Source organism: Saccharothrix sp. NRRL B-16348, assembly GCF_001280085.1.
Taxonomy (GTDB): domain Bacteria; phylum Actinomycetota; class Actinomycetes; order Mycobacteriales; family Pseudonocardiaceae; genus Actinosynnema.
In genome coordinates, this window is record NZ_LGED01000245.1 from 32,043 (window position 1) to 54,494 (window position 22,452).

The window sequence follows — 22,452 nt, forward strand, 5'->3', positions numbered from 1 at the left end:
CTCAGGGCCGGACGGCGCCCGGCACTGTCCACAGCCACTGCTCGTACGACGCCACGCGGGTGTAGACGCCGCCGTCGCCGCACGGGCGCAGCGACGACGCCGTGGCCCGGGACGTCGCGCCGGCGAGGAACCACCGGCCGCCCGACTGGACGTAGGCGGGGCCGCCGCTGTCGCCGTTGCAGCTGTCCCGGTCCAGGAACGGCGCGCCGGCCACGAACTCCGTGGCCGCGTCCGCACCGTAGCGCGGGTGGTCGCTCGCGATCGGCACGTCCACCATCCGCCTACGTCCGTAGCCGCCGCTGCTGTGCACGTCGGTGTTCCCATAGCCCGCGAGCCGCACGAACGCGGCGGCGGCGACCTGGTCGGGCGTCGCGATCGGGCGCGGCGTGACCGAGGCGGGGCGCGCGAGCACCAGCACCGCGATGTCGCCGGTCGGCCTCGGCGGGCGGTAGTCGGGGTGCGCGAGCGCGGTCTCGACGCGGATCACCTCGCCGTCCTCGGGGAACTCCACGTCCTTGCCGATGAACACGCGGGCCGCGCACCCGCCGTCCACGCAGTGCCCGGCGGTGACGACGACGTTCGGCGAGACGAGCGTGCCCGAGCAGCACCACGCGTCGGCGTTGCCGATGGCCACGCACTCCGGGAAGTCGGCCGTCGGCACGCCGCCGATGATGCGGGCGTGGTCGCCGACCACGGCACGCATGTTGGCCAGGTACACCGGGTCGGTGAAGATGCTGTCGGTCGGCGGCTCCGTGGCGACGGCCGACCTGGTCAGGGGCGACACGCCGCGGCGGAGCAGCGAGCGGGCCAGGCGGTAGCCGTCGGCACCGCCGGCGGTGAGGAAGCCGTCGACCTGGTTCGCGAACGCGTGGTACACCAGCACGAACCGCTGCTCGTCGTCCCCCGCGATCATCCGCGCGAGCTGCGCCACGGCGTCCATGGGGTCCTGCGGTCGTTCAGTCGTGGTGGTCATCGTGGGCCTTTCGGATCATCGTGTCGATCAGGTCGTAGAGCTCCGCGCCGGCGGCCCGGTCGTCCACCACCGGTGCGGCCACGCCGTCGTCGGCGCGCGAGCTGTCCCCGACGGCCTTCGCGACCTTGTCGAGGATCAGGTCCTGGGCGTTGAGCCGGTCGGGCGGCGGCGGTGCGAACAGGGCCGGTTCGCGGTCGAACGCCAGCCGTGCGGCGGCGATCAGGCACCGGACGTCGCTGGTCTCCGGCCGCTGGTGGTCCAGCAGGCCGTCGGCGGCGGTGACGGCGTTCTGCTGCTGCGCCGCGGTGAACGTGATCACCTCGCGCAGCGGGCGGTCGCCGAGTCCCGGGTACGGGCCGGCCAGCAGCGCCGTCGTCATCGGGGCGATGTCGTCCTCGAACGGCCCGCACGCCGGCCGCGCCGCCGGGAAACCCGTCTCCGCCAACGCCTGCGCGGTCACCGCGAGCCGCACGGCCGCGGGCGGGTGGACCTGCACCGGCCCGCCGATCTCCGCGGCCGTCCGGGCGTCGTCCACGACGAGCAGGTCGGCCAGCGCGGACACGAACGCCGGTCCGGCGGCGAGCACCCCGTACAGGTCGGCGAAGACTTCCGGCAGCCACGTGTCCCAGGCGTCGCGCCGGGCCTCGGGCATGGTCCGGAACACCGGCCGGGTCAGCGCGCGGACCGTGCCGAGCAGCCCGAAGTCTCGTTCCACGGCGTGCCCGACCTCGTGCCCGATCACCGCCGCGTCCGGCAGGTGCACGAGCTGGTACCACGGCAGGCCGATGACCGGGATCGGCAGCCGCGTGACGACGCCGAGGAAGTCCGCGGTGTCCAAGGCGTCCGGCACGTCCTCGACCACGAACGGCGTCTCCCGCAGGTGCGTGAACGGGCTGAACTCGCCGCTGAGGTGCACCAGCGGCGCCTCGCGGTCGCGGCCGGCCGCGGCGGGCTCGTAGCACCGCCAGGCGAACTCGTCGACGGCGGTCAGGAACGGCCGGTACCACTCGACGTACCGCAGGTTCAGCTTCGAGCGGTAGAAGTCCCACAGCCGGTGCACTTCGAGCATCCGCAGCTGGAGCCGGCGGCACTCCCGCAGCACGTCGTCACCGCCGGCCGCGACGGCGTCCAGCTCCGCGCCGATCCGCTCGACGACCCCGCCCAGCCGGTCGGTGAGCCGCACGACCTGCGTGTGGTGCTTGCGCAGCACCCGGCCCTGGCCGGTCTCGGCGCGCCACCGGGCGAAGTCCGCGTCGATGCCCGCGAGCTTGTGCCTGAGCTCGGCGACCTTGCGGTCCACGGTGGTCATGGCCGTCCTCCCGGTCCGGGCACGAGCCGCAGCCACGGCAGGTGCGTGTGCAGGGCGACACCGGCCGACGGCAGCACCCGGTCCAGCCCGGTGGCGTGGCGTGCGGGCGAACGCAGCCCGCCGGCCACGTCCGCCAGCGACCGGCCGGCCGCGATCGAGGAGATCATCGCGTCGCACAGCTCGTACTCGCCGTCACCGGCCAGACCGGTGCCCAGCACGCCCGCGCACCGGCCGAGGGCGAACAGGTCGCCCGCGAACGCGTTGCGCAGCATCAGGTAGGAGATCGCGTCCTCCGAGCCCCACGGCCGGTTCACGTCCAGCACCACGAGAGGCCGGAACCCGTCACGCGGCACGGCGGCGAGCACCCGGTTGAGCGCCGTCACCGGGATCTCCTCGGCGGTGGGCGTGGCGCTGAACGCCTCCGTCGCCCAACCGCCGGCGAGGAACGTGAACGCGGCGCCGCCGCCGGACTCGCGCAGCCCGCCCGCCAGGTGCACCACCGCCGGCATCCGTCCACTGTGGACCGCACGGGTCACGGCGGCGGCGAGCCGGTCGAGCGTGGGGTTCTCGACCGACTCCACGTCGAACCCGTGCCCGCCGTACATGCGTGCCAGGTCGACGCCCGAGTTCAGGTGCCCGCGGGCGGAGTTGATCTGCAGCGACCCGCTGGGCTGGGCCAGCACCGCCAGCGGCCTGACCGGCTCGGCCAGGTCGCGCTGCAACCGGTCCAGCAGGTCCGCGCCGAGGTCGGCGTCGGGGGTGAGCCCGCGCGCCTCCTGGTACCGCAGCAACGCCTTCCCGGTGTTCGGCCCGAGGTCTCCGTCGGCCGCCAAGCCGGCGTCGACCGTGCGGTTGAGGCCGACCTGGACGAACCTGATCTCGTCGCGGTGCGCCGCCTCCCGCGACACCGCCCGGTAGAACGTGGCGACCGCGCGGTCGAGCACGACCAGCCGCCGCACGTCCGGCCGCAGCGCCAGTTCCCACGGCACCGGGCTGAGCCGCCGGTCCTCCACGTCGCACCGGAAGTCGAACGGGCCGTCCAGCGCCCGCAGCGCCGGATCGGGCAGCAGCAGCGACCCCAGCCCGGCGCACGTCGCCTGCCAGTCCTCCCGCAACCGTTCGGCGAGCGGCCCGGAGCCCGCCCTCCCGCCGAGGATCGCGTCCACCAGGGCGTTGTCGTGGCGGGCGGTCGCCTCCACGTCAGGCGGGACGAACGTGCCCACGACCAAGGCCCCGTCCTCGACGGCCAGCCGCACGCGTCCGCGCGCGCCCGTCAACGCGCCGGTCCGCCCTCGGGTGAAGCGGGAGGCGACGGCCGCCCGGCGCGCGTCACCGAGCGCGGCGAAGGCCGCACCGGCGCGGACCAGCTCCGGTTGCGGGTCACCGCCGGACTTCTCCGCGACCACGCTGTCGGCGTGGTGCAGTCGCGCGTGCCACTGGGTCTCCCGCTCTTCGGCGGCGGCGAGCAGCGGTGCCGCCCGGCGCAACGACGCGTCCGCGTCGGCCACCTCGTCCTGCGCGATGAGGGCTTCCGCGCGTTCCACCAGGAAGGCCGCGCACAGCATCGGGTGGCCGCCGAACTCGTGGAGGAACGCGTCGACGTCGCCTCGCGCCGGGAGTCCCAGCCGGTCCGCGGCACGCGACCACTCCCGGAGCGCGAACCACGAGCCGCCGCTCGGGCGCGCCTCGGCCAGCTTCCGCTCCGCCGCCGCCCGATCACCGGTCAACCGGTCCAGCTCCGCCGCCGTCAGGTTCAGCAGGGCGCGGTCCGCGGCGTGGATCCGGTCCGTCTCCAACCGCACCAACGGGTCGACCTCACGCCACGCGTCACGTGCGGAGTCGTCGTGCGGATCGGGCACGCGGCGCAGGTCGTCGAGCACGACCAGCCGGGCGGACGCGGGCGTGATCTCGCCCAGCCGCGCCACCAGTTCGTCCAGCAGCCACCGGAACCCCTCGGGCAGGCCGATCGCCAACCCTTCCACCGCGGCACGGGCCCGCAGGCACGGTGGGCGCGCCCGGCGGTGGAGTTCTTCGATCACGGCGGTGACCGCGTCCAGCGCCTCGTGGGGCCGTGCGGCGAGACCCAGCAGCTCCACCCGAGCCAGCTCGGCGCCGCACCACGCGTCGCTGCCCCGCGTGGTCAGCTCGGCGGCCTCGGCCAGGTGGTGCCCGGCCAGGGTGAGGTTCCCGATCTCCCGCATGAGCAGCACCGCGGAGTGCGTGTGGCAGCGGGCGACGGCCGCGCGGTCACCCTCTCGACGCCACCGCGACCGCGCGGTCTCCAACGCGTGCAAGGCTTTCCCGTAGTGCGCCACCGCGCCTTCGGCGAGCCCGGTCAGCTCACGTCCGAGCGCGGACCCGGCGGTGCCGCGGGCGGCGCGTTCGGCCCGGTGCGCGAGGTCGAGCGCGAGCAGCGGCCTGCGTGCGGCCAACGCCACCCTCGCCCCGGCGGCGTGCCCCTCCCAGTCGCCGTCGTGCGCGGCGACCCGTCGCGCGTGGTAGGCCGCCCACTCCAGCCGGTGCGCGCCGAGGCCGAGCTCGACCGCGAGCAGGCCGGACCGGCGTTGCTGCTCGGCGTTCAACGGCTCGCCGCGCCGGGCGGCGGTCAACTCGCGGATCGCTTCGTCCAGCCGCCCGAAGTGCCGGTACGCCTTGACGATCCGCAGCCGGATCGGCGGTTCCCACCGGTGGGCGCCGACGCGGACCGCCGCCTCCGCCGCACGGCGGTACTCGTCGGGCGCGTGCCGGTCGCCGAGGATCATCAACACGTCGCCGAGCAGGATGCGCAGCCGCACGTCGTCCTTGGTGCCGTGGGCTCGCGGCAACGCCCGCGTCAGCTCGGCCCGCGCGGTCGCGGTGTCGCCGGACTTCAACGCGAGGGCGGCGCGCACGTACGCGAGCCGCCACTCGGGCACGACGTTCGCACCGGGGCCTTCCGCGTCGCGCACGACGGCGGCGAAGTTCTCCTCCGCCCGGCTCCACAGCTGGTCCGCCGCTTCGACACCGCCCACCCTGGCCTGCTGGGTGAGCGCGGCGGCCAGCTCGTAGCGGGCCTCCACCACGGTTTCCCGGGTGACGATCGGCGTGTGCCCGTCCCACGGGCGCGGGTCGCCGTCGGCGTCGACGTAGTCCGGCCCCAGCACCTCCTCGGCCAGCGCCGCCCGCCGGTGCGCCTCACCCAGTTCGACCTTGTCCAGGGCGTCGCGCCAGTAGTCCGCGGCGGCCGGGCCCGCCAGCCGGAACCGGTGGTAGACCGCCTCCCGCGTCCACCGGTCCCACCGCTCGGGGTCGGCCTCGGCCTTGCGCTCGTAGAACGCCACCGCGTCCGCGTGCAGCCGGTCGTGCACGGCGTGCTGCCGGACCAGGCGACGCATCGGCTCGGCCACGGCGTCGGCGAACCGCAGCGAGTCCGGTTCGCCGGGCACCGGCACGACCCACGACGTGGTGCCCGCGAACCTGGTCAGCCGCGCCCACAGCGCGCCGACGTCCAGGTCCGCGATGGCGGGGAACAGCGACGCCGACGCGCCGCCGGGCAGCACGTCCTCGCCCGGGTCGTCCAGTTCCAGCCCGCCGGACGTGTTCGCCCGCAGCAGCGGTTCCACCACCTCGCGCACGAAGTCGAGGCTCACCGTCCGCGGCACCATCCCGTACCGCAGCAGCCACCGCAGCCCCGGGTCGGTGATCGGCCGCAGCACCTGGAGCACGAGGGCGGTCAGGTCCGCGCGGTACTGCCGGATCTCCGCCGGGGTGATGTCCGGCCGCTGCTGCACGAGGTCGGCCAGGCGCGCCAGCACCACCGGCTCGCCGCCCGCCTTCGCCACGATCGCGTGCCGCAGGTCGGCGCGTTCGACGTGGCGCAGGTGGGCCAGGTACCGCTGGGCGTCGTCGGGCGTGAACGGGACGAGGTGCCGGGTCACCCCCGCCGGCAGCACCGGTCCCGCCCGGCCCGCGATCGGGTGGCGACCGGCCAGCACGAACCGCACCGCCGGGCAGTCGTGGTGCAGCCGGAACAGCTGCCGGAGCAGGCCGTCGAGCTCCTCGCGCGGCCGGTGCGCGTGTACCTTGTCCAGCGCGTCGAGCACCATCACGGCGGGACGGCCCGCCGTCGCCTCGTTGAGGGTCCGGACGAAGTCCCTGGTCACGCTCGCGCCGAGCCGGTCGCGCTCGTCGCACAGCCGCCTGCTCGCCGCGGCCGCCCGGCCCGGGTCCGCCACCGCGCGGCGGGAGAGCAGCCCGGTCCACGCGTACCGCTCCAGGAACTCGGTGAACGGCGCCGCCGCCAGCTGCTGGTCGAGCTGCGCCGCGGCCTCCACCAGCAGCAGCCACGGGTACCGCGCGACGTTCACCGGGTCGAGCACGTCGAAGTCGCCCAGCGCGCACGGCACGCGCCCCGGCACCAGCACCCGGGACACCAGCCAGCGCAGCTCCATCGTCTTGCCGCGCCCCGACGGCCCGTGCAGCACCACCAGCCGCGGCCCGTCGCCCCGGATGAGCCGCTGGTAGGTCGCCTTCGTCCCGGCCGTCTCCAGGAACGTGGCCGACTGCAGGTACTCGGTCGACCACAGCCCGCGGGTGCGCAGGTACGCGGCCCGGTCGTTGCGCAGCGCGATCAGCTCGGGGCCGATCAGGCGCGCCCGGTCCTCCGCGCTGAGCACGTCGATCAGCTCCTGGCACAACGCCAGGTCGTGCCGGTGGTCGGCCTTGGCGTACAGCCGGACGAACAGCTCGGCGGCGGCGCGGTGGTCCACCAGCACGAGCTGTTCGAGCAGGTCGACGGACCGGTGCGCGGCCCGGTAGTACCGCGCCAGCCGGTCGACCAGCGACCGCAGCTCGTCGGGCACGGCCCGCGGGTCGGCCCCGTCGGGCCACCAGCCGTTCCAGTAGCGGGACTTCGCGCCCGGCCGCAGCCGGTGCGCCTCCCGCGTGCCCTGGATCGGCTCGACCTCCGGCGCGGTGACGACCACGTCGAACGGCGGCGCACCCTCGACGTCGGCGACGAGCACCTTGTCGTACAGCTCCCGGTCGAACGACCGCACCGCCGCGCACCGCCGCAACACGTCCCACTGGTCCGCGGGTCGCAGCGACGCCAGGACGTCCTCCCACGAGTCACCCCGGGCCAGGCGGCGCAGCAGCTCGGCGTCGATCGCCTTCATCGCATCCGCCTCACGATGTTCTCCAGGTCGCCGAGCACGGCCGGGCTCCACTTGCCGGTGGCGACGCCCTTGCCGATCGCCTCGATCAGCTGCACGTGCGAGTCGCCGATCGCACGACCGACCGCCAGCACCACGTCCTCGGCCAGCGCGGGGAACTCCTCGGCCTCGATGCAGTCCAGGTCGACGCGCGTGCCGCCGCCCAGCTCCGGCCAGTGCGAGGCGAACTGCTCGTTCGTCATCACGACCACGAGGCTCAGGTTGGGCAGCTCGCCGTCGGCGATGTGCCGGATCAGGTGGTCGTACAGCTGCTGCCGGAACGCCGAGTCCAGCACGTTCCCGACGTGGTCGAAGACCAGCAACAACGGCTCGGGCTGCGCCGCGCGGCCCAGGCACGCCCGGAACGACTCGAACGTGGCCGCGATGTGGTGCGAGGTGCCGCCGGTCAGCCGCGGCCACCGCGCCGGCTCCGGCGTCGGCACGGGCGGGTCCGGTGGCAGCCTGCCCTCGGCGAGGTGCAGGACGTCGTGGTTGAACCGGTCGAACGCCGACGCCACCCCCTCCGGCAGGTTCGGCAGGTCCTCCGCCACGTCCCGGATGGCGTACAGCACCTCCAGGAAGTCGAACCTGGCCGGCCGGTCGCCCAGCACCTCCACCGGGTTCGGCCGGTCGAAGCTGACGTACTTCACCCGCCGCCCGCGCACCGCGCACCGCCGCCGCAGCCAGTTCAGCAGCCGCGTCTTGCCCACCTGCGACTCGCCGACCACGAGCAGCAGCGGTTCGATCGGCTCGCCGACACCGGGGTCGACGCCCTTGAGCAGCTTGTGCCGCTCGTGGACGCGGTTGACGAACGCGCCGACCTCCTTCTCGAACTGCTGCTCGATGCGCACCGCGCGGGCGCCGGTAGCCGACAGGTCCGGCAGCACGTCGTCGGGACGCACCCGCGACGTGAGGCTCGGCAGGATCCAGTCCCGGGCGCCGTCGGACACGCCGGTGTCGGCGTACACGGCCTCGCGCGCCGTCGTCACGGCCCGGTCGACCGGCTCGTTGTCCAGCAGGCTGCGGTACAACGAGCCGCCGAACAGCGCCGCCGCCGTGCCGCGGATGTCGCCCTGCATCCCGACGACCGCGGCGGCGCCGCTGTCGAGGAACACGTCGGTCAACGCGACCGCGTCCGCCGTCTCGCCGGAACGGCAGGCGTTCAGGATCGCCAGGCGCGGCGCGGGACGGCTCAGCAGGTCGGCGATGTAGGTCGGGGTGAGCAACCACGCCTCACGGCCGGGCGGGACGATCCGCAACGCCGGCTGCCCGGTGCTCGCCTTGCGCGTGCCGTGCCCGATGAAGTGCAGCACGTGCGGCCGGACGCGCTGGTAGGCCGACTTGAGGTCCGACTCGGTCGGCCGGGACAGGAACTCCGCCTCGATCCGACCGGGCGCGCCGCCGACGACCCTCTTGATCTCGCGGACCTCGTCGCGCGCCCCGATGTCGTCATCGTCGTCGCCGCGCACCACCAGCACCCGGATCGGCAACGAGTCGGCGATCGGGTCGTCACCCGGCACGCGCCGGTGAACCCGGACGAACGGGTGGTCGGGCTGCACGAACAGCGCGTGCGGCGCCCTGGTCGACTCCCACGGCAGGCGGCGCAGCGCCGGCGCCAGGCACAGGAACGTGCGCTTCACCGCGGTCCGCGACCAGTGCTCGCGCACGTTCGGCGGCAGCAGCAGCCGGCCGAGGTGCAGGCCGACGTCGGCGAACGCCTGCGACTCCGGGCTCGCGTGCAGGAACCCGACGACTGCCTCCGGCACCGTCGCGGCCCCGGCCACCGCCGCGGGCAGCGCACCCACGTCCAGGTCCGCCGCGACGGTGTCCGACGCCGTCGGCTCCGCCGGCCACACGCCGTCGTCACCGAGGTAGAGGTCCACCCGGTACTCGGCGCCCTCGCCGGCCTGCGTGATCTCGATCAACGCGTCCACAGGGGTCCCACCCACTCGTTCCGGACACGGCGTCCTCCCCGCCGGCCGCCTACTCCTGAGGTCGGCCGTGGGCCAACCGGGGTTACGAGCTGTCACCCGATAGCGCTAATCCGTACCGCCGTCGAGCGCATCCTGTAGTCGACCGTGCACAGACCGCTCGAACCGGCTGATCGGCGACACCCCCGACCGTCCCCGCCACGTTTCGCCGAGCCGTGATCCGGTCAGCCTGGCGGTCAGGTGCCGATCATTCGGTTGGAGGGTTCGATGCGGGTTCTCGTCGCCGGCGCGAGCGGTGCGATCGGGCGTGCGGTGGTCGCCGAACTGGTCCGCGGCGGGCACGACGTCGTGGGACTGGCACGCGGCCAGGCCGGTGCGGACGTCGTGACGAGCCTCGGCGCGCAGCCGGTCGTGGCCGACGTGCTGGACCGCGACGGGCTGCTGCGCGCACTCGACGGCACGACCGCCGACGCGGTGGTCCACGAGGCGACCGCGTTGAAGAAGGCGCCGACCCACTACCGGGGCAGCGGGATCACCGCGACCAACCGGCTGCGCACCACCGGGACCGCGCACCTGCTCGAAGCCGCCCGGCTGGTGGGCGCGACCCGGTTCGTCGTGCAGTCGATGGTGTTCGGGTACGGGTTCGTCGACCACGGGCCGGACCTCGTCACGGAGGACCGGCCGTTCGGACGTGCACGGGGCGCGAAGTCCGATGCCGCCACGGCCGCGTTCGCCTCCGCCGAGGCGCAGGCGCTCGCCGCCGGTGGCATCGCCTTGCGCTACGGGTTCGTCTACGGGCAGGGTCCGGCGTCCGACCGGATCGTGTCGTTGCTGCGGCGGCGGGCGTTCCCGGTGCCGCGCGGTGGCGGCGGCAGCCTGGGCTGGCTCTTCGTCGACGACGCGGCGACGGCGACCAGGGCGGCGGTGGAACGCGGCCGTGCCGGTCAGGCGTACAACGTCGTGGACGACGAGCCCGCGCGGTGGGGCGAGGTGTTCGACGCGATGGCCGACGCCGCCGGCGCCCACCGACCGCCCCGCGTCCCCGGCGGCCTCATGCGGCTGATCGCGCCGTTCCTGGCCGACCAGATGATCGGCACGAGCATGCGCGTGTCCAACGCCAAGGCGGGCGACGAGTTGGGCTGGCGGCCCTCCGTGCCGACCTTCCGGCACGGCATGGAAGCCGGCCGCCGAGCGTGGCGGACCCCCGGCTCGCTCAGCTCTCCCGGGCCAGCAGGATCGCGCCGTACACCACGAAGCTGACGAAGAACGTCGGCAGCGAGGCCAGCACCAACCACCCGAACGCCCACCGCTTGTGCCCGAAGAACCGCCGGATCAACCAGGCCGAGACCAGGCAGGGCAGGATCAACCGGCCGATCACCATCCCGACCCCGTACCCGGACGCGGGCGGTCCCTCGACCGCGACCGCCGCGATCAACACCGCGCCCACCCAGACCAGCGACGCCAGCAGGCAGCGGCCGAACGACGTGCCGACCGGCGCCGGAGTGGCCGGGGGCGGCTCCGGTGTGGGCTCCTGCGGCGTGGTCGGAAAGGCGGCGTTGCGGTCGAACTCCATGGTTCACCCCGAGATGCGGTCCGGCTGGGTCGTGCCGTGCGGCGAACAGGTGCGACCAGCGCGGACGGCGGCGGTGAGGCTACCTCGCCGCGGCGGGTCCGCGGACGTCGGAACCCGTGGGACCATGCGTTCACCGCGGGGAAAAGGGGTCGGGGTTGGAGAAGCGCGCTCGGTCGGCCGCCAACCACATCGGCGGCGACGTGCAGGGAGCCGCCGTGCTGGCCGGCACGATCCACGGTGACGTGCACATCACCGTGACCGGTGCGGAGGTCGGGCCGGACTCCCCCGACCAGGGGGAGCCGGAGTTACCCGCGCCGGTCCGGTTCCTGCTGCGGGCGCAGGTCGACACCGCCCAAGAGATGCCCTACCGGCTGCCCGGACCGCGCCGGTCGTCGCTGGTGACGGTGCACGTGCGCCAAGACCTCGGCAGCGGCACGGACGAACTCGCCTCCGAGCCACCGCGTCCGGTCCCGATCGTGGACGGCCGCGGGCAGGTCGTGGAGCCGCCGAGCGCGCCGATCACCCGGCTGGCCGTCCGCGCGCCGACCCGGACGGTCTGGGAGGCGTTGGACCGCGACGATCACGTCGTGATCACCGGTGGCCCCGGGCAGGGCAAGTCCACGCTGTCGCTGCGGCTGGCCGCCGACGTCGCCGAGCAGTGGCTCTCCCCCGACCGCGACCCCGCGCCCATGGTCGAACGGGTGATGCCCCTGCGTTTGACGGCCCGTGAACTGGCCGGACGGCTCAGCCAACCGTTCCCGGAGGCCGTCGCGGAGAGCGCCGGCGTCGAGTACGGCGCCCTGCTCGCCTCTCCCCTGGACCCGCGCACCCTCGAAGGGCGGATCGCGGGCTGCCGCTGGCTGCTGCTGGTAGACGGCCTGGACGAAGTCGCCGACACGGTGGAACGAGACCGCCTGGTCACCGTGCTGGCCGCGTGGACCGCCGAACCCTCGTCGCCCTACCGGGTCGTCGTCACCACCAGGCCGATCGAAGGCGCGGCCCTGGCGCCACTGCAACGCATCGGCGCCGCCCGCTACGAGCTGCAGCCGTTCGACGAACGCGCGCTGCGCCAATTCGCCCGCAACTGGTTCGGCGACCGCGACCGCGCCTACCGGTTCGTCCGCCAGATCCGCGCCGCCCACCTGGACGAGCTGGCGCGCGTCCCGCTGCTGGCGACGATCGCCGCCATCATCTTCGAACAACCCGGCAACCGCCCGTTGCCGGACAACCAGTACGAGCTGTACGAGGCGTACCTGAAGTTCCTGCGCACCGCCCACACGGCCGAGACCGGCCCGTTCGAGCCCGTGCGCGAGGCGTTGCTGGAACACTTAGGCCGCGTGCGACTGGAGGCCGACACCTCCCTCGTCGTCGCCGCCCACGACTGGGCCACCCGCCACCTGCCCGACCTCACGGGCACGTGGCAGGACGACCTGATCACCTACCTCGCCGCCGTGGGCCCACTCAGCCGTCGCGGCGAAGACCTGCGGTTCCTCCACCACAGCTTCGCCGAGCACCTCGCCGCCACCGCCAAGGCCCGCCTCCTGCCCGAGCGCTTCGACCCCGCGCACGCCGACTTCGCCGGCCTCCTGCACGCCGCCCGCGCCGAGGACCGCGGCCGCCACGCCAGGGCCGTGCTGCTGCACCACACCCGCCTGCACCCGCGTGAGGCCGAACGCCTGCTGGAGCACCTGCACTCGGGCGGCTCGGACCAGCACCTGCTGGCCGCCCGCCTGCTCGCCCGCCACCTACCTGCCGGTCCCGCCGCGGTCGACGACTTCCTGGGCACCGTGCGGGCGTGGGCGATGACCACCCAGCACCCCGCGCTGAAGATCCTGTCCCAGACCAGCCGCTCCGCCCACCACCCCGGCACCGCCTCCTGGCTGGTCAATCTGATGGGCTCCGACGACGCACCCTGGCCGTCCCGCGTCGAGGCCGCAGCCGCGCTCGCGACCAGGCTCCGCGGCCCCGAGGCAGCCGACGCCGCCCGCCTGCTCCGGCGGGTCGTGGACGACTCCGCCATCCCGGTTGAACACCGGCTCGCCGCCGCCGAGGCGCTGACCGAGTGCGGCCCGGACGGCCACCGCGCCTCCGACCAAGGCCTCCGGGCCATCCTCGCCTCCCCTTCGGCCACGGCCGAGCAAATGCGCAACGCCGCCGTCGTCCTGGCCGGTTTCGACGGCGAGTCACGCGACCACGCGGTCGCAGCCCTGAAGGGCGTGCTGGACGACCCGGACGCCGCTGACCACGCCCGCGTCCACGCCGCGACCGGGTTGGTCGAGATCGACGTCGAGCACCACGAGCGCGCCGCCGACGTCTTTCGCGAAGTCCTGCGCACCCGCACCGACTTCAGCGCCGGGTTGCGCGACGCGGCGGTCGGCCTCGCGTCCCTGGGCCCGCAGCGCTCCGACGAAGCCGTCGCCGCCCTGACCCGGCTGATCGCCGACCGACGCCTGCCGCTCGGGGACCGCGTCTCCGCCGCCGAAGCGCTCGCCGAACTGGGTCCCCAGCACCGCATGACCGCCATCGACCGCCTGCTGACGTTGTCCGCGACGTTCGGTATCAACGCCAACATCCAATCGCGCATCGCCCGGTCACTCGCCGACATCGGGGCACAGGAGCAGGCACTGGGTCTCCTGCGAACGGTTCTCGGCGACTGGACCACCGACGCGAACGGCCGACTGCGGGCCGCACAGGCGCTCGCCGACCTGGGGCCGGAGCACCGGGCCGAGGCCGCGACCAACCTGCAAGGGGTGACCACTCACCCGACGGCCACGACCTCCGACACGTTGACAGCGCTCGCCACCCTCGCGACATTGGGCAAGCCCTACCGGGAACCGGCGGTGACATCCTTGCGCACGATGCTCAAGGACCGCTCGGTCGAGCCCACCTTCCGCGTCGCCGTCGGCACCCACCTGATCGGATTGGGCCCGGAGTTCCACGACGAGGTGACCCGCCACCTGTCGGAAATCGCCACCCGACACGCAGATCCGGACGCGCAGTTGGCGGCGTGGCGTGCCCTGAGGCGTCTGGGCCCCGGTCTTCGCGAGCGAATGTCGACGGCGGTGCTGTCGTTGGTCGCACCGGAGAGAGCGGGGCTCTGGGCGTCTTACCGCGATTATCCGACATTCACCCAGTTCGACGCCACCGACACCGACGCGCTCGCCGAGACGTTGACCGCCGTGCTGCGCGACCCCGCCTGGGATGGCAGGGCGAGGGTCGACGCGGCCGGCACCCTGATCGCACTGGGCCGCCGCTACCACCGCCTCGTCGCCGACGAGATCATTCGGCTGATCGAGGGCTCGATCGTGCCCGAGGACGCGTTGCCGACGCTGACCCGGCAACTCGGCAAGCTGGGCGTCGGCCTGCGTGCGGAGATCGCAGCCGCCATACGCGCCCTGGCGGGCAACGCTCATGCGACCGCCGGCACGGTGCGCCACGTGGCCAAGGCCATGGAGAAGTTGGACCACTGGTCGGACCCGGTGGTAGTGGCCGGGTTGTGGAACATCGTTGCCGACGACCTGCTGCCCTCGGTGGAGCGCGGCGAGGCCGCGGTGGCATTGGCCCGCGCGACACCTGACGCGATCCAGTCGGCAGTCGCCATCGCGATGCGCCACAGCGTGGCCGAGGACCTGTCCCGGTGGGAGTCTCAGGCGCGGGCACTCGCCGTGCTCGGCGCCGACCTGGTGCCAGCCCTCCACGCTCGCATGACGGACACGGACTCCGATCACCGCATCCGTTTGACCGCGGCTTCGATCCTCATCGAGCTACGGCCCGACCTGCGGGACGAAGCGCTCGCAGTGATCCGGGAACACGCCGTCGACAGCAGCCTGGAGCACTGGTCGCGAATGGAGGCGATGGCCTCGCTCGCCCGGCACGACCCTACCGCTCACGGCGCTGCGATCGCGTTCCTCGAGCAAGTGCTCGATGACGAATCCTTCCCGGTGCGCCTCCGCGCTCCGGCCGCGTCCCAGCTCATGCTGCTCGATCCGACATCGACCGGGGCAGCGCTCACCGCACTGCGGCGGTTCGCGACCAGCTTCGAGTTCACCTTGGAGGAGCACCTCTTTGCCGTCCTGTGGCTCGATTTCCGGACGCCCGCGCGCAGTCGGGAGGTCGCCCAGACAGTGCTCGTCCTGATCAACGATCCCGCCACCGACCCGGTCAGTCGTCGCTGGTCGATCCCATGGCTGTGGGGCAAGGAGCGCATCGAAGCCGAACGCTCTCTCCTTCTCGACCCCACCGCGTCACCAGAGCAGCGGGCCGGTGAGATCAACGAGTGGCAGCACCCCGCGCTGGCGGCCGAGGTGCTGGAGGTTCTCCGGGACGTCATCACCGCGGTGGAGACCACGCCTGCCGATCGGGTCAGCGCGGCCGAGTCGCTCGTCGGTCTGTCATCGCGCTTGCGACCTGAAGCGGTCCATGCCCTCGAACAGCCGGCCTTGGACCACGACCTGACCCACAACGTCCGCAAGGCGGTGGTGCGCCTGAATCCGCATGCGCTGGCCGAGGACTGCGCGGTGGCGTGTGACGACACCCGGTCGTACCGCGATCGCAGCTCCGCCGTCCGTCGGATCCTGGGCTACACCGGTGCCGCGCCCGAACGGCTGGTCCCGGTGCTGCACAACCTGGTGGAGGACCACAGGCTGGCCGATGAGTCCCGTATCGACCTGTTCTGCGCACTGCGGCAATCGGATGGCCTTCGGCGATTGCGTGGTATGCGGGACGACGAGCGGACGACAACACCTGCGATCAGATGGCGGATCACGACACAGCTCAACCACTACAGCGTGGACGACCGTGCCGCCGGACTTCAGGCCCTGCACCGCATCGCGGGCGACCCCGCCTGCCGACCGGCCCTGCGGTGGCGGGCGGCACGGGACCTCCTCGAGCTCGGCGAACGGGGCCGTGAAGCCGGAACCGCGCACCTGCGGGCGATCGTCACCGACGAGGCGCTGCCGACCATCCCTCGCGTCGACGCCGCCCGCGCACTTGCCCGAGCACGGCCGGACCTCCGCACCCGGGTCATGGCGGTGTTGAGGCAGCTCCGCTCCGCCGAGAACCCGTTGGTCCGCATCCAGGTGTTCGACGCCATCGGTCTCTTCGACAGCACCGAGGGTGCGATCGCGTTGCGGGACATGGCACGGGACCGCACGCTCCGACCCGGCGCCCGGCTGCGAGCCGCCGCTGCCGCCGCCGACCTGCGCCGCGACCACCGGGAAGCTGCCGCCATCGTCGCCCGAGAAGTCGCGCACGACCCGGCCGTCCCGCGTCACGTCCGCGTCAAAGCGGCGCGGGCGCTGGCGAAGTGGAGTGAGCTGTGCCGTCCCGAGGCACGGGCGCTGCTGGTCGAACTCGGGGTCGCGCGACCGGGCGGTCAGTCGTAGCCGCCGAACATGAACAGCGAGATCTGGTGGTCCGTCGGATTCGCCAGGCCGTGCAGGTTGCCGCCCTTCAGGAACGCCAGGTGGCCCGCCCGCAGCAGGCGCACCTCGAAGCACCGGTCGCGGACGTCGGGTTCGGCCCAGTCGCCGATCACCATCCAGCCCTCGCCCTCCAGCATCAGGAACACCTCGGAGTTGTCCCGGTGCCGGTGAAGGCCGATGCCGCACCCCGCGTCCAGCACGTGCAGGTCCATGTACTCGACCGCCAGGAACGGCTCCTCCCCGCCCACCCCCTTGCGGCCGAACGCGTCCAGGTTGTACGGCTCCAGCTTCCGCCCCAGCTCGCCCGAGCCGGTGAACCGGAAGTAGTTCGACAGCAGGTTGCGGTACTCCAGGAAACCGATGCCGCCGTGCGGGTTCGCGCTGCGGCCCACCTCCAGGAACGCGTCCCACCCGCGCACCACCATCTGGAACGCCAGCGTCACCGGCCCGACCTCCGCAGAACGGTCCGCGCTGCGCCACCGCAGCACGACCCGCAGCGGGCGGACCGGGTGCAGCAGGTGGTCGGGCGCGACCTCGCGGACGTCCCGGCCGTCCAACCCGGCGCGGCCGAACGCATCCGGCGCGCCGCGCGCGATGTCCGGCCGGGTCTGCAGGATCCCGAGCTTGAGCGACTGCCTGCCGCGCGTGCCGACCCGCGACTCCAGGTCGTCGCCGCCGTAACCCCACAGCTCCGCGACGTAACGCCCGCTGTCCGGGTCGTAGGGCGCCTCCACCTCGGCCCGTCCACCGCCCTCGACCGCCACGTCCACCAGCAGCCGGTCGCCGAGCGAACCGCCGTGCGCCCGCGCCAACGCGCTGTCCGGCCCGGCCCGGTACGACAGGTGCAGGAACGGCCCGGTCCAGTCGCCGGCCAACGCCCACCCGCGCACCGCCCTGGTGTCGCCCAACCTGAAGTCGGCGACGTTCTGCTTCTGGAAGTCGGTCTTGAAGTCCTGCGCCGCCGGGTCGAGGACGTCGGTGTTCGGGCTGCTCGGCCCGTACAGCTCCAGCCACTCGTGCGGCAGCAGGTACTGCAACGACGGCGTGGCGTAGCACTCCAGCTCGGCGGCGAGCCGGGTCTCCTGCACCACCGCGAGCAGTCGTTCCAGCGGGTTGTCGGACGAGTAGTCCGGCACCGCACCGGGCTCGACGCGGCGCGCGGCGTCGCCTTGGGGAATCCGCACGGGTCACCTCCCATTCAGGGTTGGTACAGGAACGCCACGAACTTCAACGGCTCGTCGCCGTCGGCGCGGATGCCGTGGATGCCACCGCTCTTGGTGAACAACGTGCTGCCCGGCCCCACGGCCACCTCGCGGCACTGCTTGGGACCGATGCCGTACACGTGCCGTTCGACGATCGGCTGCTGCGCCGCGGCCGGGTCGTCGTCCACCCCCAGGTAGGCCCGGCCGCGGCCGGACACCACGTAGTACAGCTCCTCGGAACCGATGTGGCGGTGCGTGCCCTCCACGACTCCGGGCGGGATCGTCACCTCGTGGAAGAACACCAGGTCGCCGCCCAGCTCGCGTTGCACGAGCCAGCGCATGTCCAGCACGTTGCCGTCGCCTGCGTCCGGGTTGCCCGGGTCCATCATGGCGTTGCGGTAGCGCACGGGCGGCACCTGCGCCGAGTCGGGAATGAACCACGCGCGCTGGTAGTCCAGCAGGTAGTTCAGGTCGCGCACGGTGTTCTGGTCCGACGACGGCGACGGGTCGCGCGGCTCCTGGTGCGAGCGCAGGAAGTTGTTGTCCCACTGGACGTCCGGCACCGGGTGGCCGGTGGGCGTGGTCATCGCCACCTCGCTGAACGCCACCTCCAGCCGCCGCAGCGCCTTGATGTCGACCAACGCGGGCGACAGCGACGGCGGCCGGGTGATCGGGGCGTTCGCGCCCATCAGCGGCAACACCCGGTAGTCGTGGTGGGTGTGCTCGGGCGGCTCCAACGTGTCCCACAGCTCCACCGCGTAGGCGTCCACCGCCTTGTCGTAGCGCAACGTCACCGTCGCGTCGGCCGTGAGCGCGCCTTCGTCCGGCAGCAGGCGGACCCACGCGTTGACCGAGGGACCGAGGCGGCGTCCGCGTTCCCGCACCAGCTCGGTGAGCCGTCCGGCGCGGTACTCCAGGCGCAGCACGGAGCACAGCCGCGTGCCGTCGAGGTAGACGCTGCCCTTCATCGCGGTGATGTCCGGACCGTTGCGCACCTCGTCCACGTCGTAGCGGTACCGGGGGCTGCGCGAGGCGTGCAGGTAGCGGGAGTGGTAGATCCGGTCGGGGAAGAACACGACCCGGAAGATCTCGTTCTCCGGCTGGGTGAAGATGTCGTCGAACGCGGGATCCATGGCCGTCACACCCTCGTGGTGAGCAGGTCGCCGACGCGGAAGGCGTTGGCCTGGATGGTCAAGGTGGGGTTCGCGCCGCCGGAGGTCGGCATGAACGCGCCGTCGGTGACGTAGAGGTTGTCGAACCGCCACGCGCGGCAGTCCGGGTCGAGCACCGAGTCGGCCGGGTCCGCGCCGAACCGCGCGCCGCCCAGCACGTGGTTGGCGATGCGCCGCACGTCGTTGCCGACGTGGCCGTACCCGATCACCTGCACGCCGTCGCCTCCGGCGGCGAGGATCCGGCGGCACTGCTCGGCGAGCACGTCCATCACCGCCCGGTCGTGGCTGTGCCAGCCCTTGTCGATGTGGGCGACCGGCCGGTTCCACTTGTCGCGCACGGACGGGTGCAGCGTGATCCGGTTGGTGGGCAGCGGCAGCTGGTTGGCCATGAACGCCACCGACAGCTGGCGGCCGAAGTTCTCGGTCAGGTAGCCGTCGAACCCGTCGCCGCGCATGTCCAGGTCGTACAGGTAGCCCTTCCAGATCGTGTCCATGTCGTTGGCGGCCCACGTGCGCGCCATGCTGATCGGCAGCGCCGAGTCGGACGTGTTGTTGTAGATCGCGCCGCCCGCCCACAGGTTGTTGGCGCGCACGAAGTCCGGCGCGGCGCACGCGTCGGTGGCCCAGTCCGAGTCGAGCGTGCGCGACTTGTCGTGCCGGCCGGGCACGCGCGCCGACGCGCCGCCGAAGCAGTGCGTGAGGAAGTAGCGGCCGAGCAGGTCGTTGCCGTTGATCCGCTGCGCGAAACCGGGGTCCAGCGCGGCGGACAGCTGCAGCAGCCGCACCGACTCGATCGCGCTGCACGCCACCACGACCACCGTGCCGCTCACCGTCCGCTCACGGCCCAGCGGATCCCGGTAGTGCACGGCCGTCACCCGCGAGTCCGTCGCGGACAGGTGCGTCACGGCGCAGTTGGCGCGCAACGAGAACCCCGGCTCGGTCGAGACCGGGTACAGCAGCGAGACCCACGTGTTCGACTTCAGGCCCAACGGGTCGCCGTAGCGGTTCACGAACGCCGTCTTGATCGACTCGCGGTCGAGCGGCACCGTGCGCCCGCTCGGCACGTGGTCCTCGGTGATGACCGCCAACGGCGTGCGGTAGCGGCGGAAGCCCAGCGCGTCCATCCCGGTGGCGACGTGCGTGCTGATGCCGTTGGGCTCCAGCGGTTTCTGGTAGTTGTCCACGCTCGCGGGCTTGAGCTGGCCGTCCCGGGTGCCGTTGATGCCGACCAGCTCCTCGGCCACGCAGTACCACGGCTCCAGCTCGTCGTAGCCGAACGGCCAGTCACGCGCCTCCTGGGCCACGTCGCCGTTCACGTCGTCGCGCAGGTCCGCACGGCCTTGGTTGACCGTGCGCAGCCGGAAGTCGTCGGGCGCGAAGCGCAGCGACACCCCGCCGTACAGCTGCGTGCCGCCGCCCACGACCTGCGCCGTGTACCCCTCGATGGTGACCTTGTCCCGGCCGTCGCTGTCGCGGTAGACGTGCGGCTCGTCGTTCAGGTCCGGCTCGACGTGGCTGGAGTAGAACGACACGCCGGTGTTCGCCACGCCTTCGACGCGCAGCACCTTCTCCGCGCCGGTGGCGAACTCCTCGTCGCGCTTGAAGTCGGACAGGCCGTCGGCGCTGGTGTGCTGGGCGTGGAACAGCGGCCCCTTCTCCAGCACCAGCACGCGTTTCCCGGCCCGCACCAGCGTGTGGGCGATGGGCGCGCCGCCCGCGCCGCTGCCGATGATCACCGCGTCGAACGTCTCGTCGGCCATGGTCTCATCCCCGGTAGTCGGTGTTGCGGCCCAGCGGCGCTTCGAGCGCCGAGCGCCAGTCGAACTCGAATCGCTCGGCGAGGTAGGCCCAGGCCGCCGCGCCGTTGTTGCCGCCGTGCTTGGGGTGCGCGAAGGCGCCGGTCATGGCGTGGCGGCGGAGCAGGATCAGGAAGTGGCGCGGCTCGCCGTACCGCCCGGTGTCCCAGCCGGGGACGCTGTTCGCGGCGAGCTCGTCGTACAGGTCCATGAACGCCTGCCTGCCCAGCTCGGCGGGCTCGCGGCCGGGGAAGCGGGCGCGCAGCACGCCGTCGATCAGCCGCAAGCACGTCTTGTAGTCGTCGAGGTTGTGCCGTTCCTCGCGGGCCAGCAGCTTGTCGATGAAGTTGACCACGCCCACCGACTCGTCCATGAGGAACGCCAGCGGGAACTGCCGGTCCCGTTCGGAGCGGCTGAGCTTGTGGTAGAAGTCGCTCAGGAAACGCCGGTTCTCGGCGAGCTGGAACGGCAGCACCTGCGTCACCAGCCGTTCCAGCAGGCGCAGTTCCCAGCGGTCGAAGCTGATCGGCACGGCGCAGCCGTGGGTGAAGAACCGCGACCACTCCTGGCCGTTGTCCGAACGCAGCCGCTGCGGGTTCACGGGGTCGAGCACGGACCGACCGTCCACGGTGAACCGGTAGCGGTGCACCTGCCCCTTGCCCACGCGCACGGTGACCGCCCACAGGCCCGTCGGCTCGTCCAGGAACCGCACCTGGCGCAGCGGGACGGGCGTGTGCAGGTCGCCGAACGTGCCCACCACGCCCACCTCGCGCGCCTGGTCGTCGCGGTGCGCGAACGTGACGTCGTTGAAGCGGTAGGACGTCTCCGCCGACGAACCGTCCCAGTGCGTGTCGACCACGGGCAGGTGGAACGGCTCGGCCACGTCCCCGGTGTCGCGGGCCAGGAAGCGCGTGGTGTGGTTGAGCACGTACTGGTCGTCTCGGGCAACCTGCACGACGGGCATGGCCTTCACCCACCTGATGAGCGCGGGCCGCAGAGCCGGCCCGGTCGCGAATGGACGCTGCGGGTCGACGTGCCCGCACACCCAGGACGTCGCATCCGGTCGGGGCCGGGTTAGCAGGCCGCCGCCGGATTCAGCGCTACGGGTGAATCCCGCGGCTGCGGCGTAACGAATTTCTTTCACGTCAATGGGAGGCCCGTTTGTCGGTGCCCTCCGCCATGATGTCCACCGCTACTGCGCGGTGGGGATGGACGATGCGCGTGACGAGGGCTCCCGGAGGCCCCCGCGCGATCGCTACGTGCTCCAGTTCTGGCCGGCACCGCCCGAGTCGGACCGGATCGTCCGCCAGACCAGCGAGGACGCCCCCTACTGGCACCGGTACGCCGCCAAGCAGCCACCAACGCCGACCGCCGAGGAGAGCAGACCGAGGCCTCACGTCGAGCGCGGGAGGAACAGGAACGCGCCCGCCGCGCGGGCACGCCTGGAGGCCGAGGAACGCCGGTGGGGCAGGCTGCTGCCCGTCGACGCGCTGCGGCAGTTGCGCGGGACCGCGATCTTCGCCGCGCATGAAGCCGACATAACGCCTCAACCAGCGGACCGCAATTACCGCAGGAAAATGCGGCCATTGGGAGCTGTTCGATGCGGTTCGACGCCGTTCAACGCGTCCGACGACCCCCATTTTGCTCCCATAGGCCGCTCCCATAACGCCAGGTCGTTCCGCGAGGTCGACGTGTCGTGTGGTCAGGGGCGTTGAGGCGTTGGTAGTTGTATGTCGTTACGACATTCCCGACGGGCACGCAGGTGGCCGATCTTGACGGCGGGGTGGGTTGGTCCGGCTGGCTGTCGCTTCGGTGTGGCGAACGGGGCAGGCTGTACCGATGGACGTGTCACCGGCGATACCCGGGATCGTGTCGGCGACGCCT

The 22,452-nt window shown here is 72.8% G+C and carries 12 protein-coding genes; 2 read left to right on the forward strand and 10 right to left on the reverse strand.

Annotated elements, in window-relative coordinates:
- Position 1 precedes the first annotated feature (1 nt).
- From ADK67_RS39905 to ADK67_RS39920, 4 genes are read right to left on the reverse strand one after another with little or no spacing between them, the layout of a single operon-like run.
- Positions 2 to 973 (reverse strand): S1 family peptidase, encoded by a 972-nt coding sequence (locus tag ADK67_RS39905; RefSeq protein ID WP_082404522.1) that lies wholly within the window; start codon positions 971 to 973, stop codon positions 2 to 4.
- Complete coding sequence (locus tag ADK67_RS39910; protein ID WP_053721787.1) at positions 957 to 2,282, reverse strand: hypothetical protein; 1,326 nt, start codon at positions 2,280 to 2,282, stop codon at positions 957 to 959. The genes ADK67_RS39905 and ADK67_RS39910 overlap by 17 nt, the downstream gene beginning before the upstream one ends.
- Complete coding sequence (locus ADK67_RS39915; RefSeq protein WP_053721788.1) at positions 2,279 to 7,435, reverse strand: AAA family ATPase; 5,157 nt, start codon at positions 7,433 to 7,435, stop codon at positions 2,279 to 2,281. Before ADK67_RS39915 ends, ADK67_RS39910 begins: the two co-directional genes overlap by 4 nt.
- On the reverse strand, positions 7,432 to 9,405 hold the full coding sequence (locus ADK67_RS39920; protein WP_053721789.1) for a CHAT domain-containing protein: 1,974 nt from the start codon (positions 9,403 to 9,405) through the stop codon (positions 7,432 to 7,434). Before ADK67_RS39920 ends, ADK67_RS39915 begins: the two co-directional genes overlap by 4 nt.
- A gap of 264 nt (positions 9,406 to 9,669) precedes the next feature.
- On the opposite strand from ADK67_RS39920, the gene ADK67_RS39925 reads away from it, so the two are divergent.
- Positions 9,670 to 10,662 carry an NAD-dependent epimerase/dehydratase family protein gene (locus ADK67_RS39925; RefSeq protein ID WP_082404527.1) on the forward strand — a complete coding sequence of 331 codons (993 nt, stop codon included), beginning with the start codon at positions 9,670 to 9,672 and terminating at the stop codon, positions 10,660 to 10,662.
- Here the strand turns inward: ADK67_RS39925 and ADK67_RS39930 are convergent.
- Complete coding sequence (locus ADK67_RS39930; protein WP_053721790.1) at positions 10,616 to 10,975, reverse strand: hypothetical protein; 360 nt, start codon at positions 10,973 to 10,975, stop codon at positions 10,616 to 10,618. The two genes, ADK67_RS39925 and ADK67_RS39930, sit on opposite strands and share 47 nt — an antisense overlap.
- 155 nt (positions 10,976 to 11,130) lie before the next feature.
- On the opposite strand from ADK67_RS39930, the gene ADK67_RS39935 reads away from it, so the two are divergent.
- A complete protein-coding gene (locus tag ADK67_RS39935) occupies positions 11,131 to 16,359 on the forward strand; it encodes an NACHT domain-containing protein (RefSeq protein ID WP_053721791.1) in 5,229 nt (1,742 codons plus the stop codon).
- Here ADK67_RS39935 and ADK67_RS39940 read toward each other — a convergent pair.
- The 5 genes from ADK67_RS39940 to ADK67_RS51695 all read right to left on the reverse strand — a co-directional run bounded on the left by ADK67_RS39940 (position 16,350) and on the right by ADK67_RS51695 (position 22,108).
- Positions 16,350 to 17,582 carry a cupin domain-containing protein gene (locus ADK67_RS39940; protein ID WP_197289836.1) on the reverse strand — a complete coding sequence of 411 codons (1,233 nt, stop codon included), beginning with the start codon at positions 17,580 to 17,582 and terminating at the stop codon, positions 16,350 to 16,352. The two genes, ADK67_RS39935 and ADK67_RS39940, sit on opposite strands and share 10 nt — an antisense overlap.
- Positions 17,583 to 17,596: 14 nt before the next feature.
- Entirely contained in the window at positions 17,597 to 18,733 is a 1,137-nt protein-coding gene (locus ADK67_RS39945; protein WP_053721797.1) for a cupin domain-containing protein, read from the reverse strand.
- Positions 18,734 to 18,738: 5 nt separating this feature from the next.
- A complete protein-coding gene (locus ADK67_RS39950; protein WP_053721792.1) occupies positions 18,739 to 20,532 on the reverse strand; it encodes a GMC oxidoreductase in 1,794 nt (597 codons plus the stop codon).
- A gap of 4 nt (positions 20,533 to 20,536) precedes the next feature.
- Positions 20,537 to 21,532 carry a gluconate 2-dehydrogenase subunit 3 family protein gene (locus tag ADK67_RS39955; protein ID WP_053721798.1) on the reverse strand — a complete coding sequence of 332 codons (996 nt, stop codon included), beginning with the start codon at positions 21,530 to 21,532 and terminating at the stop codon, positions 20,537 to 20,539.
- 429 nt (positions 21,533 to 21,961) lie between these two features.
- Complete coding sequence (locus ADK67_RS51695; protein WP_157621406.1) at positions 21,962 to 22,108, reverse strand: hypothetical protein; 147 nt, start codon at positions 22,106 to 22,108, stop codon at positions 21,962 to 21,964.
- Between the last annotated feature and the right edge of the window lie 344 nt (positions 22,109 to 22,452).